Consider the following 16,464-nt stretch of genomic DNA (forward strand, 5'->3'; position numbering starts at 1 on the left):
CCTTTCATTTTCAATATGAAAATGGCAAGCAAAATCCGTCGTGCAGACTCGTTCATAAATCGGTTTAGAAAAACTTGCAGGCATGCGTAAACGTATGGTATGTTGTTTGATGAACAAACCAAAACGGAAAGGGACGTTGGACAATGGCGAAACAGCAAATCGGCGTCATCGGACTGGCGGTCATGGGGAAAAACTTGGCGTTGAACATCGAAAGCAAAGGCTATTCCGTGGCGGTGTACAACCGTTCGCGCGAAAAAACGGACGAATTTTTGCAAGAAGCGAAAGGAAAAAACATCGTCGGTACATACAGCATCGAAGAATTCGTCAACGCCCTTGAAAAACCGCGGAAAATTTTGCTGATGGTGAAAGCGGGAGCGCCGACGGACGCGACGATCGAACAGCTGAAGCCGCATCTGGAAAAAGGCGATATTTTAATTGACGGGGGCAACACGTATTTTAAAGATACGCAGCGCCGCAATAAAGAGCTGGCTGAACTCGGCATTCACTTTATCGGCACGGGCGTTTCCGGCGGCGAGGAAGGGGCGTTGAAAGGTCCGTCGATCATGCCGGGCGGGCAAAAAGAAGCGCATGAGCTCGTGCGTCCGATCTTTGAAGCCATCGCCGCCAAAGTCGACGGCGAGCCGTGCACGACGTACATCGGTCCGGACGGCGCCGGGCACTACGTTAAAATGGTGCATAACGGCATCGAATACGGCGACATGCAGCTGATCGCGGAAGCCTACTTCCTGCTCAAACATGTGCTCGGCATGGATGCGAACGAGTTGCATGAAGTGTTCGCCGACTGGAACAAAGGGGAATTGAACAGCTATTTAATCGAGATCACCGCTGACATTTTCACGAAAATCGATGAAGAGACGGGCAAGCCGTTGGTCGATGTTATTCTGGACAAAGCCGGGCAAAAAGGGACGGGCAAATGGACGAGCCAAAACGCCCTTGATTTGGGCGTGCCGCTGCCGATCATCACGGAATCGGTGTTTGCCCGTTTCATCTCGGCGATGAAAGACGAGCGCGTGAAAGCAAGCAAAGTCCTCTCCGGCCCGGCGGTCAAGCCGTTTGAAGGCGACCGCGCCCACTTCATCGAAGCCGTGCGCCGCGCGCTTTATATGAGCAAAATTTGCTCATACGCCCAAGGGTTTGCGCAAATGAAGACGGCTTCTGAGGAATACAACTGGAACTTGCGGTATGGCGATATCGCCATGATCTTCCGCGGCGGTTGCATTATCCGCGCGCAATTTTTGCAAAAAATTAAAGAGGCGTACGACCGCGATCCAGAGCTGCCGAACTTGCTCTTGGATCCGTATTTCCGAGACATTGTCGAACGCTACCAAGACGCCTTGCGTGAAATCGTCGCCACCGCGGCGATGCGCGGCATTCCGACGCCAGGGTTCGCAAGCGCCCTCGCCTATTACGACAGCTACCGCACCGCTGTGCTCCCGGCCAACTTAATCCAAGCGCAGCGCGACTACTTCGGCGCCCACACGTACGAACGCGTCGACAAAGAAGGCATTTTCCATACGGAATGGTTGAAATAAGAGAAAAACCCTTAGAGCTGTGGGCGGCTCTAAGGGTTTACATATATTTGGCTCTTCACCACAAAGTGTACTTGACAAATAAAGACGATCATGATAGAGAAAATCAAAACAGCATTTTTTCCTTTTAATACTATAGGTCTCTTTGTGCAACATTGCTATCATGTTTGTCTTTAAAAGTCAAGCACACTTGGGCTAGTTAAGCGCTAGCGCTCAACTAGCACCACGGGTTGATGAAAAACCTTGAAAACACCAATTAGCCAAAAACACCCCTCACTTAGCCTTCGGAATTAAATGGGCCAATGCCGAAGCGGTTTTGGTTCTTCCTTCACTCACTGCATCGTTTTAAAGCGCCTCGCGAATAAGCTTTTTGTAATAACGAACAGACAATACGCCAAACAGCGAATAGCAGGCCGTGTAAATCGCCATCACTGTCAACATCGGCGTCCACAGTTCGGTGCCGAAAAAGAACCAGCCGGAACGGACGGCAAAATAGCTGTGGGACAATCCGAGCAGGAGTGGAGCGCCAAAGTAGAACAACTGTTTTCGGTGGATGCCCCCAAGCAAGTCTTTTTCGGTGAATCCTAGTTTGCGCAAAATCGTGTAGTTCGGCCGTTCTTCTTCTCCGCCCCCCATTTGCTTGAAGTAGAGAATGCAGCCGGAGGTGACCAAAAAGGCGAGCCCTAAAAAGGTGACGACAAACATGATCAATCCGAACGTTTGCTTTTGGTGGCGGCTCATCATAAGGCGCGAATCGGCGATGGAGGAAAACTCCATGTGTTGAAACAACCGATCAGCGTGTTCAATATTGGTTTCATCGGTCAGGTGAATGCCGATGTGCACCTTTTTCTTTTGTGGATCAGTTTCTTTTTGCAAACGATCAAACATCGTTTGATCGACGATGACGGTCGGCATGCCGTACGTGAAATGGTAGTTGATGTAATAGTCTTTTTTCATTCCAACGTAATGCAGAGGGATCATGCGCCCGTTTTCTTCCAGCCGAATCGTTCCCGTTTCTTTAAAGGGAAGGAATTGGCGAACAAGGTCCTGATATCCCGTAAGCAGCGCTTCATTAGGCTTGACATCGATGCGTCCTGTACTTGTGTCGCTGATCACCGATAGCGGCGCGGCGGACGGGTGAAACTGGAGTCGGCTTTGGTCGGCGATGTCCAAAATCATGGAAATATCAGTGGGTGCTTCTATGACGTCAATGACAGTTTCCTGATAATGAATATCATGCGATCGCAACACAGCTGTGAAACGAGCGGCGTCCTTTTTGTCGGTGAACGCGAAATCGGCGGCAACATAGTTTTGCGCAGATTGCTCGGCTGAATAGTAGGAAATATAGCTTAACGAGATCAACCCGATCGCGACAGCCGACACGGTTGTGATGATCGTAAGCAGCAACGCGTTCGATTTCATACGAAACATGAGCGACGATACCGATAGCACGTCGTTGATCGACAAATAGCCGCCTTTTTGTTTCCGCCATAGGTGGAACAGAAAGCTGATCGTTCCTTTGAAAAACAAATAGGTGCCGATGATGACAGCGCCTAAAATGAACGCCATGGCCATGAATAATCCTTGAACGTTCTTCCAGTCGCTGCTAAACAATTTTGTCGATATACCATAGCCGCTGCCGATGAGGATGATCCCTGCCAGCCCGACGACCATATTCCATACGGATACGTGTTTTGCTTCGGTTGTGGATGTAGTGTGGAACAAGGACAAAATCGTTTGTTTTTGGAGAAACAGGCGGTTCATCCCCATCATGAAGGTATAAATTACACTGAAGACGATCAACGTTTGTCCCAATGCCTGAACGGAAAAGGATAGGGACGCCGTTACGTGAATATCGATGATTTTAAACAAAATCATCATCAGCAGCTTGGAAGCGGCAAATCCCATTAAAATGCCAATGATCAGTGTACCGTAATAGAGAAGGAAATTTTCAGCGGCCAACATGAAAAAGATCGTTCTTTTCGTCAACCCGATCAATTGCAGCAAAGCAATTTCGGTGCCGCGCCGTTGGATAAACAGGGCGTTGGCGTACAAAAGAAAGACAGCGACGATGACGATCAGAAGCATCGAGCCGGTGCGGACCGCTGCCGCCCCTTTTACTCCTCCTTTGATGGCATCTAAGGCTGGGTCATATTGCAACGTCACGAACGCGAAATACAAGGCGGAAGCAAACATCAAGGCAAACACGTACAAATAATAATGTTGGATGTTTTGTTTCAAGTTGCGGAACAGGAGCTGCTTCATGCTCATGACCGAACACCGCCCAGCACGCCTTGCGTTTGCATAATGGCTTGGAAAAATTGTTGCTGCGTTTCTTCCCCTTTATACAACTGGGTATACAATTGTCCATCTTTGATAAACACGACACGGCTCGAGAAACTGGCGGCGGCCGGGTCGTGGGTGACCATAATGATCGTCGTCTTCCGTTTTTTATTGAGTTTTTGCAGCTTGTGCAATAAATCGGAAGCCGATTTTGAATCGAGCGCGCCGGTCGGCTCATCGGCAAAAATGATGCTCGGTTCATGGATGAACGCCCGCGCCGCGGCGGTGCGCTGTTTTTGCCCACCAGAAATTTCGCTTGGATAGTGGTTTTGGATGTCAATAATGCTAAGTTCAGCTGCCAATTCTGCAAATTTCTTTTCCGCTTCGCGTTTGGGCGTTTTCGTAATCGATAAAGGCAAAAGGACGTTCTCCTTCACTGTCAGCGTGTCAAGCAAATGATACTCTTGAAAGATGAATCCGACATGGCGCTTGCGAAATTCTGCCAGCTCTCGGTCTTTCATGGCGACGACGTTGTTTCCTTCGATGAAAATGGCGCCCTCGCTCACCCGGTCGATCGAGGAAAGAACGTTCAGCAGCGTCGTTTTCCCTGATCCGGAAGGCCCCATGATCGCGAGAAACTCCCCCCTCTCCACACGCAGATCGATGCCTTTGAGCACCTCTTGTCGGTTCTTTTTCGTTCCGTAAATTTTGTGAATGTTGGTTGCTTCCAATATGACCATATCGTTTTCCCTCCTTCATTTCTATCATAAGCAATGGTGCTGGTTTTTTCCTGCGTTTGGCCGAACAAAATGAAACCGCATGTGACAAAATCGTCACATGCGGTGCGTGCGGATGATGTCATTTTCTTGCGGAAATAAGATCGTAAACGTCGTTCCGCGCCCGGGGGTGGATTCGACATGAAAGTCAAGAAGAAGCGGCTTCGCGGCTTTTTTCGCCAAATACAGCCCCATTCCCGTCGCCGCTTTATTTTCGTGTTCGGTGGTCGAGGTGAAGCCTTTCTCAAAAATGCGCGGCAAATCCTTTGGATCAATGCCGCGGCCGAAATCTTGAATTTGCAGGCAGGCATGTCCGTTTGCCATAAAGCTTTTCACGACAATATCGGATGACTCGCTGTATTTCACCGCGTTCGTGATGATTTGCCGAATGATAAAAGAAATCCATTTGGCATCGCTCAGGACGGAGCGGACGTCCAATTGAAGGTCAAAGCCGATGCCTTTTTGCATACACCACGATTGCAATGGCTGAATCTCATTGATGAGAAGCGGCTCCAGCTCAACTTGTTCGATATATAAATCGTTGTCCATGCGCGGAAGCCGTTGTTGATGAAGCTGCTGGTCGAGAAGCAGATGAATGCGCAGCCACTCATACAAGAGCTGAGACTTGGTGTTTTCATCCTCGACCCGTTCGATGATGAGCCGCATGGCCGTAAGCGGCGTCTTCATTTCATGAATCCATGACAACCATTCATCTTTCTCTTGTTCCAAGGTGGTGAGGTGTTCCGCCTGTTCCTGTTTCCATTCGTTCGTTTGGCTGGCGATGACGCGCTCGACGATTCTCTCGAACGGACTTGCCGCCCGCAGGACAGAGACAGGATCGAGACCGAGTTCCCACTCTTGCAAACGTTGATAAAACGCCGTCTCTTTTTTCCAGCGGATGATGACGAAGACAACGAAGATGATGGCCCCAAAAAGACGATATAAAGGGCGGAGGAGAAGGGAATCGTCGGATCAAGATAAGCGACAAATAAGATGAACAGCTCCAGAAAGAGAAAGAGGGCGAGCCAGCTTTTTCGTTCCTGCAAGTAGTCTTTGATCATCGGCCGCTCTCCTCCTCTTTCGCCATATAGCCTTGACCGACTTTCGTTTCAATAAAGCGCCCCAAGTGGAGTTCGTCGAGTTTTTTTCGCAACCGATTGATGTTGACGGTCAGCGTGTTGTCGCTCACAAACCGCTCGTCCTGCCACAGCCGTTTGATCAGCTCTGTGCGGGTGACGATTTGGTTTTTCTTCGTTAATAAATGTTTCAAAATCAACAGTTCGTTTTTGGTTAGCTCCACTGTTCCTCGTTCATTGGAGACGGTGCTTTTCTCATAGTCGATCGTGGCTCCAAGCCATGTTTGCAGCTGAATGGGTCCGGCGTTGTAGTTGTACACGCGGCGCAGCAGCGCCTGGATTTTGGCGATCAGCACGTCAAAATGAAACGGCTTTTGGATGTAATCATCCGCCCCAAGCTGCATCGACATAACCATGTCAGTCGGGTGGTCGCGCGAGGACAAAAACAAAATCGGGACGTTTGAATGCGCACGAATCTGGCGGCACCAGTGGAATCCGTCAAATTTCGGCAACTGGATGTCGATGATCACCAAGTGCGGCTTGCATGCAGAAAACTCTTCCATCACATGGCCGAAATCGCGGATGCCGCAAACGTTGTACGACCATTGTTCGAGACGTTGTTTGATTTCTTGAAACAACGTTGCGTCGTCTTCAATGAGCAAAATGTTCAATTTTCTCTCACCACACTCGTTTCTATTAGGCGCTCTGTTTTCATTATACTTGTTTGAGCGTTGGGGGAAAAGAAGTCTATAATGGAAGAGGATGGAAGATTGGAGGGCAATGAGGGAAAAAAATGAAAATGATAGTCGCGTTGCCTCTCGTGAAAAAACAGCGATTGGCGGCAGTTGGTGTGTGCGGCCGAACGGCGTGCGTATGGAAAAAAGTGATTGAAGTGATGATCAACGATGGGCTATCATGGATATGGAGGATGGATAAAGAAGGGCCAAATGGTGGTGCTTGATTGTTTGAGCTATGCGCAAGGAATGTATAGGAGTTAGAAATCATCGTTTGACGGGGGATTGGAATGGGAACAACATTTAGGAAAGTTTTTTTATTTTTTCTCTTCTTGTTTATCTGTCTTCTCCATGTGTCTCCTTCCGCTAAAGCGGAAGCGGCCGGACCGCGTACGCAAAAGCTTCCTGGGCGCGTGTTCGATTGGGTCATGGATGATCAAAACGGGTATATTTATGCGCTCACAGAAAATGGGACGTTATTATTTATTGAAGCCGGCACATTGTCGATCAAAAAGCGGGAAACCGTTTCTCTGCGGGCATACAGCGCTTTATGGCGGAAATATGCCCAGCGGTCGGTCACTCTTCTTTTGCGGGACGGGAAGCTGTATGTGCCGTCTGAAACATCGATAGACGTTTTTGACGTCAAAACGAAACGGTTGATTCAACGAGCCCCGTATAACGGATTGCCGTTTGGCCTATTAGGCAACAAAATCGTAACTTTCGGAAAGCAGTACGGGCGCGGGAAGACGACGTATGAGATGTACATGTGGGATTTGGCGGCGAAACGCCAAACAAGCCGGCTGATTGCTGATCCTAACTTTTTTTCCGTTTTTTCAGAGGAAAATACGTTGTTTTTCGATGAGAAGCGAGGTCTGGTCTTCATCGGCCGCAATGTTTCCATTCCTGATTTAGCGGCATTGCGCCTGTCCGATTTGAAGGTGGTGAAGCGAGTTTCGTATCAAGGGCCGAAAGGCAGCGCGCCCACCCATCCGCTCATCGTTGACGGAAGCGATGTGTTTTTTGCGGGAAGGCGCATTGATGCCGGAAATATCGACATGGTGCACGACTGTTATAACGGCCCCGTTTTAGATGTTCAAGGGGCCTACGTGGTGACAAATAAGGCGGTGTATGACCGTTACACCTCTGCCAAGGTCAGCACGCTCCCGTTCCCGACGAACTATGCGCTGATGGATGCAAAGTACAATTTGTATTTGATCAAAGAAGGGGAAAATCGAATTTACAAATATCCATTGCCGGCCGATGAGAGCTATTACGTTCGATCGCCCAATTATGCTTTCACCAATGTGCCGATTTCCCATTTGGCTTATGATCAGTCGACTGGATGGCTGTATGTGTTGTCCGCTGAAGACAGCAAACTGTTTGTCATTCGCGCCAGCGATATGAAAATGGTGAGAGAAATTCATCCCGGACCGCAGCCGACGGATGTAAAAATTGATGGCGGCAAGGTGTATGTTGCGCTATCGGGAGCGACGAAAATGGCGATTTACGACGCCAAAACAATGCGGTTTCTTGGAACGGTGCCGCTGATCGCTGCTCCGCGCACATTGGCGATCGGGGGCGGGAAAATTTTCTTCACTGACAATAGCCGCACGTTGACGGGAGCGATTGCCGTTTATGATATGAAGACGAAAAAACAATGGCGGATCCCAAAGGTATTCATTAATCCAATCATTGTGTATGACAAAAAACAAAATGTATTGTATGTCGGACAGGAAGGAACATCGGATCACGCTCTGTATGCGGTGCGGCTTTCTGATTGGCATGTTTCGGAACTGTTGTCCTTCCCTGGAGGAGACGATGCCTTTTTTATGAACGGCGGGGAGATTTTTTACGGAAAGGCGCGCATCAATCCGGCCCAGCCCGGCGCATTGGTGGCCGCTGAATTTCCGGAGCCGCTGCGGGCGGCGAGCCGTCAATATATCATCACCAGCCGAGCCATTTATAACCGGGCAACAGGAACGAAAATCGCCGATTTGTCATCTGAAGCGTTGCTCGCAACGGCTGGGGATGATGGAATGATCTTCACGTATCGAAAAGTGGCTACGAACCATTATTTGATTAAGCAAAAACCGTCTCGATAAACCGTCGTTGCTGGGGGAGCGTTGGTGCTTCGCCAGAGCGGCATGGAAAATAAACTAACCAAAAAAGTTTTCACAACGTCTTGACGGGCTCGTACCTCCGCCCGTCTAGTTTTATCATAATGAGGATGATGTCCAAGGGTGAACTTTCCAAGGCGTTCAATCACTTAAACACGTCCGTTCACAAGGAGGGTCTTTCCATGTCACAACAGCGTAAATCGATCATCCCCGACCACTTTTTATGGGGCGGGGCGGTGACGTCGTTCCAGACGGAAGGGGCGTGGAACGAGGGCGGAAAAGGGCTGTCGATCGTGGATGCGCGTCCGATTCCAAAAGGGCATTCCGACTGGAAAGTGGCGGTTGATTTTTACCACCGCTACAAAGAAGACATCGCGTTGTTCAAGGAGCTCGGCTTTACCGCCTACCGGACGAGCATCGCCTGGACGCGCATTTTTCCGGACGGAGAAGGGGAGCCGAATGAGGCGGGATTGGCGTTTTATGACGCCGTGTTTGATGAATTGAGAGCGAACGGCATTGAGCCGGTCATTACGCTGTACCATTTCGACTTGCCGCTGGCGTTGGCGAAAACGTACAACGGCTTTGCCTCGCGGAAAGTCGTCGACTTGTTTGAGCGGTACGCGCGCACTGTATTTGAGCGTTACCGCGGGAAAGTGAATTATTGGCTGACGTTCAACGAACAAAATTTGGTGCTCGAGCAACCGCATTTATGGGGGGCGGTCTGCCCGGAAGACGAAGACCCGGAAGCGTTTGCCTATCGCGTCTGTCATAACGTGTTTATCGCCCACGCGAAAGCCGTGAAGGCGCTGCGCGAAATTGCTCCCGAGGCGAAGATCGGCGGGATGGTGACGTATTTGACGACGTATCCAGCAACGTGCCGGCCGGAAGATGCCCTTGCCAACGTGCAGGCGAAAGAGCTGCTCGTCGATTTCTTTTTTGACGTGTTCGCCCGCGGCTCTTATCCGCGCTATGTGATGAATCGGCTTGAGAAAAAAGGGATTTGCCTCTCGCTCGAAGCGGGGGATGAGGAGTTGCTCCGTTCGCAGACGGTCGACTTTTTGTCATTCAGCTACTATCAAAGCCAAATCGTCCGCTATCAGGAGCAAGATGAGCGGATCATCAAAGGGCTTGAGCCGAATCCTTATTTGCCAAAGACGAAATGGGGCTGGGCGATCGATCCGATCGGTTTGCGGATTGCCTTAAAAGACGTGTACGCCCGCTACCAGATGCCGATTTTCATCACCGAAAACGGCATCGGGCTTGAGGAGGAGCTGAATGAGGACGGCACGGTCGAAGATGATGAGCGGATCGACTATTTGCGCCGCCATATCGAACAAATGAAGATGGCGATGGAAGAAGGGGTCGAGGTGATCGGCTATTTGATGTGGGGGGCGACGGATCTGTTAAGCTCGCAAGGGGAGATGCGCAAGCGGTACGGCGTCATTTTCGTCAACCGCGATGACGAGAACTTGCGCGATTTGAAGCGCTATAAGAAAAAAAGTTTTTATTGGTTCCAACGCGTCATTCGCACGAATGGGGAAGAGCTGTAAAAAGAGGCGGGGAAGTCCCCGCCTTTTTACCACTCTTTAGGGCGACCGTGGCGAATGTTCAATCGTTTAAAATGTTTGTCCCAAGTAACGATATCTTCTGGAGGATTCGCTTTTGCATGAGCGGCGATATACGAGTCAATGAAATCCACCTTTTTCTCGCCATAATCTCGAAGCGCCTGTTGCACAACATCTTTTTCCTCTGTTTCGATCCCGATCCCGTTGGTAAACTTTAATAAGGCGGCGGAAATGTCGGACGGCGATGCTTGATAGACGGAGGCTAGCACCCAGCAACATTCTGCGACGACGAGCGGATTAAGGCGCAAAATCAATTCTCCTGCTTCTACTTTCTGCAACATGTCGCCAACTTCTTCCGCAAGCTCTTGGGGATGGCCGGTCATGATTCGAATCACGACATTTGTGTCAATCCACAGCTTGCGAGTCACTTAGTTTTCCTCCCCATCTTTCAATTCTTTTGCTCCCATCGTACGATAGACTTCATCTCGGATTTCCTCAACGGGGCGGAACGGCTGATTGGTTTTAAGAATGCCGATTAATTCTGACAAGCGATATTTCTTCGTGACTTCCACTTTGATTTCCCCATCTTCATTTACAATAAACGTAAGATCGTCGCCTTCAGCAAGGCCTAATGTTTTCCGGATTTCAGCAGGAATGACCACTTGCCCGCGGCTCGACAGTTTGCTTGTCGCTTTCATGACGATCGGCGATGGTTGATCCGAAACATTCATTTTCTCCATTGGTGCGTTTCGCTCCTTCCTACACACTTTTTATACTTACTTTTATTATATGTCTTATTTTTGTGTTTAATCAATCATTGAAAATCATATTATTTTTGCTGTGGTAAGAAGTTGTGTAGGGGACAACAACAATGATGAGAATGGACATTGAACGCCCTCCTACCTAAGCTCATGCGTGGAAGAGGGGGGCTTCTTGGTTTGGAATGATAAAAAAGCCGGCCCCATCAAGGGACCAGCTGTTTTCACGGCTCGCGGTCAAACAGCAAGACGCGCGCCGGGGCGGCGTCGGTGCCGACGAGTTTGAGCGGGGCGGCGACCATGAAATAGCGGCCTTCGGGGACGTCTTTCAGCCGCAGCCCTTCGATGACGATGACACCGGCGCCAAACAGCGTTTTATGGGTCGGGTGGCCTTCCTGCGCCCGTTCGATGCCAAGGGCGTCGATGCCGACGCCGCGGATCCGTTTGTCGGCCAAATAACGAGCCGCGTCTTCGGCGACGAAAATAAACTCGAAATGGAACGCATCTTCCAACGAGTTTTTCGTTTTGAACAAAACGAAGTCGCCTTCTTGAATATCAAGGTGGGCGATATCGTTTTTTGTGATCCGGTCATTGACGTCGGTTAAGTCAAACAATTTGCACGGGCCGACAAGGCGGTCAATGGGAATCGTTTCAAATGTCGCTCCGCCTTCGACCATATGGAGGGGCGCGTCAATGTGCGTGCCGGTGTGCACGTCCATGTCAATGCGCGATTCGGTCACATAGCCGTTTGTGACGGTGGTGCGCTTCGGCTGTTTTTCCGGTTTGTTTTTATACACGGGCATGCCCTCGTAAATCGGGGCGGTGACGTCATACACCTTCATCGTTCATTCGCTCCTTTGCATCAGGGTAAAAGGGGCAAGCGCCCCAAGTCGGTTTGTCAAAGAGGACGCGATGGGCGCAACGGGAGGGCCATCGCGTCTTTACGACCGCGGATGCTCGATCGGCCACCAGTGGAAGCCGTCTTTTTTGAGCAGCTCGTCCGCAGCCGCCGGGCCCATGGAGCCGGCCGCGTAGTTCGGAAAATCGGCAGCTTTCGTGTTCGCCCACACTTCAGAAATCGGGTCGACGAACTGCCATGACGCCGCGACCTCATCCCAGTGGGTGAAGTTCGTCGCATCGCCGCGCATGCAGTCGTACAGCAGCTTTTCGTACGCTTCCGGCGTGTTGATCCCGTCGATGCAGTTGTTGCAATAGTCGAGTTGAAAGGGAGCTGTTATGGTCGTCGATTCCCCTGTTTTTTTGCCGTTTAAATGAAGGGTGATCCCTTCGTCCGGCTGGATGTGGATGACGAGCAAGTTCGGGGCGATCGTCTCGTTCGTCCGGTAGTATAAATTCATCGGCACATCTTTAAATTGGACGACGATTTTCGTCGATTTTTCCGCCATCCGTTTGCCGGTGCGGATGTAAAACGGCACGCCGGCCCAGCGGAAGTTGTCGATCAGAAGCTTCCCGGCGACGAACGTTTCCGTGTTTGAGTCCGGATCGACGTTCGGCTCCTCGCGGTACGCCGGCACATGTTTGCCGTGGATCACCCCGCGCCCGTATTGGCCGCGCACGAAATAGCGGTCGACTTCATCGTCCACAATGGGGCGCAAGGCGCGCAACACTTTCACTTTTTCATGGCGGATGTCATCGGTCGTCAATTTAATCGGCGGTTCCATCGCCAAAAGGGCGACCATTTGCAGCATATGGTTTTGCACCATGTCGCGCAGCGCTCCGGAATGGTCGTAGTAGCGGCCGCGGTCTTCGACGCCGAGCGTTTCGCTTGACGTAATTTGAATATTGGCGATGAACCGGTTGTTCCAAAGCGGCTCGAAAATGGCGTTCGAGAAGCGGATAACTTCGATGTTTTGCACCATTTCTTTGCCGAGGTAATGGTCGATCCGATAAATTTCCCGCTCGGAAAAGACGCGGCGAATCTCGCCATTCAGCTTCTCAGCGCTCGCTAAGTCATGGCCGAACGGCTTTTCGATGACGAGCCGCTTAAAGCCGCGCGTTTCCGTCAATCCTTCCGACTGCAAGCGGGACGTGACGGTGCCGAAAAATTCCGGCGCCATCGCCAAGTAAAAGATGCGGTTGCCTTCAGTCGCGTATGTGCCGTCGAGCTGTTCGAGGAGCGATTTTAGGCGTTGGTACGATTCGGCTTCCGTCACGTCGAACGGATGGTAATAGAAATGGGAGGTGAAACGCTCGGCGGCGAGCTTTTGCTGAAACGCCGTTTCCACCGAGTCGCGCACATAGTTCCGGAACTCGTCGGCCGACAGCGGGCGGCGCGCGACGCCGACGACGGCAAATTGTTCGTTCAAATGCCCTTTTTCATACAGGCGGTAAAGGGACGGAAACAGCTTCCGTTTTGCCAAATCTCCCGTCGCTCCGAAAATGACGATGATCGATTTCGGGTTCATGTTGTCCACCGTATGTACCTCGCTTTAGCCAAATTTGTCTCTTCAATGAAACCATTGTAGAGGTTTGCCGGACGGAACGCAAACACTTTGTTGCGTTTTGGCGGCAAAGCGCCTATGTTCATGAAAGAGCTGGGTGTCAGCCCGGTGTTTTTGAGCGAAAAAGAAAGTTGAAAAGCCGTTTCGACATTGGTACGCTAACAACAGGCAATGATGAGCGAGATAAGGAGTGAAGCGCGTTGGAACTGTTGTTTTTAGGCACCGGCGCTGGCGTGCCGGCGAAAGAGCGCAACGTATCGTCCGTCGCTTTGCAGCTGCTTGACGAGCGGGGGGCGACATGGCTGTTTGATTGCGGCGAAGCGACGCAGCATCAAATTTTGCATACTGCCATTCGCCCGCGCCGCATTGAGCATATTTTTATTACTCACTTGCATGGCGACCATTTGTTCGGGTTGCCTGGATTGCTCGGCAGCCGTTCGTTTCAAAGCGGCGAGACGCCGCTTACAGTCTTTGGCCCGAGCGGTCTGCGCGCGTTTGTCGAAACGGCCCTTGCCGTCAGCGGGACAAAGCTCCGGTATGAACTGAACATTGTTGAGATCGATGAGGGCGTCATTTTTGACGACGACCGGTTTACCGTCATGGCCAAGCGTCTCGACCACGGCATGCCGTCATACGGTTTCCGCGTCGTGGAAAAAGATTTGCCCGGCCCGCTGTTGGTCGATCGATTGCAAGCGCTCGGCGTCCGCCCCGGCCCGATTTACCAACAAATCAAGCAGGGGAAAACGGTCGTGCTTGAGGACGGCACGGCCATCGACGGGCGCGAATTTGTCGGGCCGCCGCAAAAGGGGAGAATCGTCGCCGTGTTGGGCGACACCCGTTTTTGCGAAGCGGCGATTGAACTCGCCCGCGATGCCGATGTCGTCGTCCACGAGGCGACGTTTGCCGCGGCGGAACAGCGGCTGGCGCATGATTATTTCCATTCCACGACCAAAGATGCGGCCGAGGTGGCGAAGCGGGCCGGGGCGAAGCGGCTTATTTTGACCCATATCAGCTCTCGCTACCAAGGTGCGGCGGCATGGCAGCTCGTCGCCGAGGCGCGCGGCGTGTTTCCGAATACCGAACTGGCTGCTGATTTCGCCTCGTTTTCCATTCCGCGCGAAAAATAGAGGCTAGAATCGCCAGCCGCGCTCATATTGGACTGGAGCTTCGATTTTCACGCCCAGCTCTCTCGCCGCGGCGTATGGCCAATACGGGTTGCGCAGCAGCTCGCGCCCTAAAAAGACGAGATCGGCGCGGCCGTTATGCAAAATTTCTTCCGCCTGCCAGCCGGACGTAATGAGGCCGACGGCGCCGGTCGGAATGTCCGCTTCGCGGCGGATCAGTTCGGCAAATGGCACTTGGTAGCCGGGATAGACGTCAATAGCAACCGGCACGACCGCGCCGGAGCTGACATCGACGAGGTCGACGCCTTGTTCTTTCATCCGCTTGGCGTATGGGACATAATCTTTCGCCGTCAGCCCGTCCGGATGGTAGTCGGACGCCGAGATGCGGACAAAAAGCGGTCCGTCCCACACTTCGCGGACAGCGTCGATTACTTCGCCCAAGAAACGGTAACGATTTTCCGGCGAACCGCCGTACTCGTCTTGACGTCGGTTGGATAAAGGCGACAAAAATTCATTGATTAAGTAGCCGTGGGCGGCGTGGATTTCAATGACGTCAAAGCCCGCTTCCTTCGCGCGCCGTGCGCCATTTTGGAACGCCTGCACCGTCTCTTCAATGTCGGCTTTCGTCATTTCTTTCGGCGTCCGCGACGATTCGTTGAACGGGATGGCCGACGGGGCGATGATCTCCCCTAGCACTTCCGACTTCCGGCCAGCGTGGGCGAGCTGGATGCCGATGGCCGCTCCATGCTCTTTCACAAGCCCAACGAGTTCGCGAAGCCCAGCGATATGGTCATCGCTCCAAATGCCTAAGTCGCGTTCGGAAATGCGGCCTTGCGGCGTCACGGCGGTCGCTTCGACGATAATCAAGCCGACTTGGCCGACGGCACGCGTCGGGTAGTGGATTTTATGCCACGTGCGTACGACGCCGTCTTTCGTGTCGCACGAATACATGCACATCGGCGACATGACGATTCGGTTTTTCAGCGTCAGCCCGCGGACCGTATACAGCGAAAACAGCATCGTGTTCATGATAAGCAGCTCCTTTCTAGGTCAATGAATGGTTCATGACTGATGATAGCACGCTGCTTATCAAAAGCAAAATAAAACGGATTGTCGCCATGTTTGGGATAGGCGGGAAAAGGAGCGGCGCGCTCCGGAGGTCCGCTCTTTACGCTTCGGCGATGGCAGCGAGAAGAGCGTTGCCGAGTTCTTCGGAACGGGCCGTCGCCCGGCGGATGCAGGCGATGACTGCTTCTTGGAACCGGTATTGCTCAAGCACCTTGATGCCGGCTTCGGTCGTGCCGCCCGGGCTTGTGACTTCGCGGCGCAGGACGGACGGGTGCTTATCGGATGCTTTCAACATTTCCGCTGCACCGATGATCGTCTGCAAAATGAGCGTTTTGGCAATATCGCGCTCGAGGCCGATGTCGGCTGCCGCTTTTTCCATGGCTTCGACCAAGTAATACACATACGCCGGACCGCTCCCGGACAGGCCGGTGACTGCATGCAAGTCGCGCTCCGGTACGACGGCGACGATGCCGACCGTTTCAAACAGCTGTTTCGCGACGTCAAGATGCTCTTTGGAAGCAAAACGGCCGCCGGCGATCGCGGTCGCCGATAAGCCGACAGCGGCGGATGTGTTTGGCATGGCGCGCACGACAGGGATGTCGCATCCAGCGAGCTGTTCGATCGTTTCGGTCGTGATGCCGGCGAGCAGCGAGAGAATCAGCTGGTTTGCGCGAAGGGCCGGCGCGATGGCGTTCATGGCTTCCGCGACATCTTTCGGCTTCATCGCCAAAATGACGACATCCGCCTGTTTGACGGCTTCTTGCGCGGAGCCCGCCGTGCGGACACCGTATTGGCGCGCAAGCTCCTCAAGCCGGGCGCGGTTTTGTCGGTTGGTGACGATAATGTGCGCTGGATGGCAAAACGCTTTCGTCATGCCGGCGATGAGCGCTTCTGCCATCGAACCGGCGCCGATCAACGCGATGGTCCGTTCGTTGTTCATCGTTCGACTCC

The 16,464-nt window shown here is 52.1% G+C and carries 14 protein-coding genes and 1 pseudogene; 5 read left to right on the forward strand and 10 right to left on the reverse strand.

Annotated features, from left to right (window positions below; all coding sequences use genetic code 11):
• Positions 1-143 precede the first annotated feature (143 nt).
• Positions 144-1,553, forward strand: coding sequence for an NADP-dependent phosphogluconate dehydrogenase (gene gndA / locus BJQ97_RS06145; protein WP_160155902.1), 1,410 nt, complete (start codon positions 144-146; stop codon positions 1,551-1,553).
• Between the two features lie 342 nt (positions 1,554-1,895).
• On the opposite strand, the gene BJQ97_RS06150 is transcribed toward gndA, so the two are convergent.
• The 4 genes and pseudogenes from BJQ97_RS06150 to BJQ97_RS06165 form a co-directional block, all read right to left on the reverse strand.
• Positions 1,896-3,821 carry an FtsX-like permease family protein gene (locus BJQ97_RS06150; protein WP_160155903.1) on the reverse strand — a complete coding sequence of 642 codons (1,926 nt, stop codon included), beginning with the start codon at positions 3,819-3,821 and terminating at the stop codon, positions 1,896-1,898.
• The gene (locus BJQ97_RS06155; RefSeq protein WP_160155904.1) at positions 3,818-4,573 is read right to left on the reverse strand and encodes an ABC transporter ATP-binding protein; all 756 of its coding nucleotides are present in this window, start codon (positions 4,571-4,573) and stop codon (positions 3,818-3,820) included. The genes BJQ97_RS06150 and BJQ97_RS06155 overlap by 4 nt, the downstream gene beginning before the upstream one ends.
• Positions 4,574-4,666: 93 nt before the next feature.
• A pseudogene (locus BJQ97_RS06160) lies at positions 4,667-5,670 on the reverse strand (sensor histidine kinase).
• Positions 5,667-6,356, reverse strand: a complete 690-nt coding sequence (locus tag BJQ97_RS06165) for a response regulator transcription factor (protein WP_160155905.1) — start codon at positions 6,354-6,356, stop codon at positions 5,667-5,669. Before BJQ97_RS06165 ends, BJQ97_RS06160 begins: the two are co-directional and overlap by 4 nt.
• Before the next feature lie 122 nt (positions 6,357-6,478).
• Here BJQ97_RS06165 and BJQ97_RS06170 point away from each other — a divergent pair, with 122 nt between their 5' ends.
• The 3 genes from BJQ97_RS06170 to BJQ97_RS06180 all read left to right on the forward strand — a co-directional run bounded on the left by BJQ97_RS06170 (position 6,479) and on the right by BJQ97_RS06180 (position 10,086).
• Entirely contained in the window at positions 6,479-6,646 is a 168-nt protein-coding gene (locus BJQ97_RS06170) for a hypothetical protein (protein ID WP_160155906.1), read from the forward strand.
• A 186-nt stretch (positions 6,647-6,832) separates the two neighbouring features.
• Entirely contained in the window at positions 6,833-8,521 is a 1,689-nt protein-coding gene (locus BJQ97_RS06175) for a YncE family protein (RefSeq protein WP_236567140.1), read from the forward strand.
• A gap of 197 nt (positions 8,522-8,718) precedes the next feature.
• Positions 8,719-10,086 carry a glycoside hydrolase family 1 protein gene (locus BJQ97_RS06180; protein WP_160155908.1) on the forward strand — a complete coding sequence of 456 codons (1,368 nt, stop codon included), beginning with the start codon at positions 8,719-8,721 and terminating at the stop codon, positions 10,084-10,086.
• 26 nt (positions 10,087-10,112) lie between these two features.
• On the opposite strand, the gene BJQ97_RS06185 is transcribed toward BJQ97_RS06180, so the two are convergent.
• The 4 genes from BJQ97_RS06185 to zwf all read right to left on the reverse strand — a co-directional run bounded on the left by BJQ97_RS06185 (position 10,113) and on the right by zwf (position 13,294).
• Complete coding sequence (locus BJQ97_RS06185; RefSeq protein ID WP_160155909.1) at positions 10,113-10,529, reverse strand: type II toxin-antitoxin system VapC family toxin; 417 nt, start codon at positions 10,527-10,529, stop codon at positions 10,113-10,115.
• Positions 10,530-10,841, reverse strand: a complete 312-nt coding sequence (locus tag BJQ97_RS06190) for an AbrB/MazE/SpoVT family DNA-binding domain-containing protein (RefSeq protein ID WP_044730918.1) — start codon at positions 10,839-10,841, stop codon at positions 10,530-10,532.
• A 242-nt stretch (positions 10,842-11,083) separates the two neighbouring features.
• Positions 11,084-11,701 carry a cyclase family protein gene (locus BJQ97_RS06195; RefSeq protein WP_160155910.1) on the reverse strand — a complete coding sequence of 206 codons (618 nt, stop codon included), beginning with the start codon at positions 11,699-11,701 and terminating at the stop codon, positions 11,084-11,086.
• A 99-nt stretch (positions 11,702-11,800) separates the two neighbouring features.
• A complete protein-coding gene (zwf, locus tag BJQ97_RS06200; RefSeq protein WP_160155911.1) occupies positions 11,801-13,294 on the reverse strand; it encodes a glucose-6-phosphate dehydrogenase in 1,494 nt (497 codons plus the stop codon).
• Between the two features lie 227 nt (positions 13,295-13,521).
• Between zwf and rnz the strand changes: the two genes are divergently transcribed.
• Positions 13,522-14,448 carry a ribonuclease Z gene (rnz, locus tag BJQ97_RS06205; protein ID WP_160155912.1) on the forward strand — a complete coding sequence of 309 codons (927 nt, stop codon included), beginning with the start codon at positions 13,522-13,524 and terminating at the stop codon, positions 14,446-14,448.
• A 3-nt stretch (positions 14,449-14,451) separates the two neighbouring features.
• Here the strand turns inward: rnz and namA are convergent, their stop codons facing one another.
• Both namA and proI read right to left on the reverse strand, forming a co-directional pair.
• On the reverse strand, positions 14,452-15,474 hold the full coding sequence (namA, locus tag BJQ97_RS06210) for an NADPH dehydrogenase NamA (protein ID WP_160155913.1): 1,023 nt from the start codon (positions 15,472-15,474) through the stop codon (positions 14,452-14,454).
• Positions 15,475-15,613: 139 nt separating this feature from the next.
• Entirely contained in the window at positions 15,614-16,453 is an 840-nt protein-coding gene (proI, locus tag BJQ97_RS06215) for a pyrroline-5-carboxylate reductase ProI (RefSeq protein ID WP_160155914.1), read from the reverse strand.
• Between the last annotated feature and the right edge of the window lie 11 nt (positions 16,454-16,464).

The organism is Geobacillus sp. TFV-3 (genome assembly GCF_009901865.1).
Classification (GTDB): Bacteria; Bacillota; Bacilli; order Bacillales; family Anoxybacillaceae; genus Geobacillus; species Geobacillus thermoleovorans_A.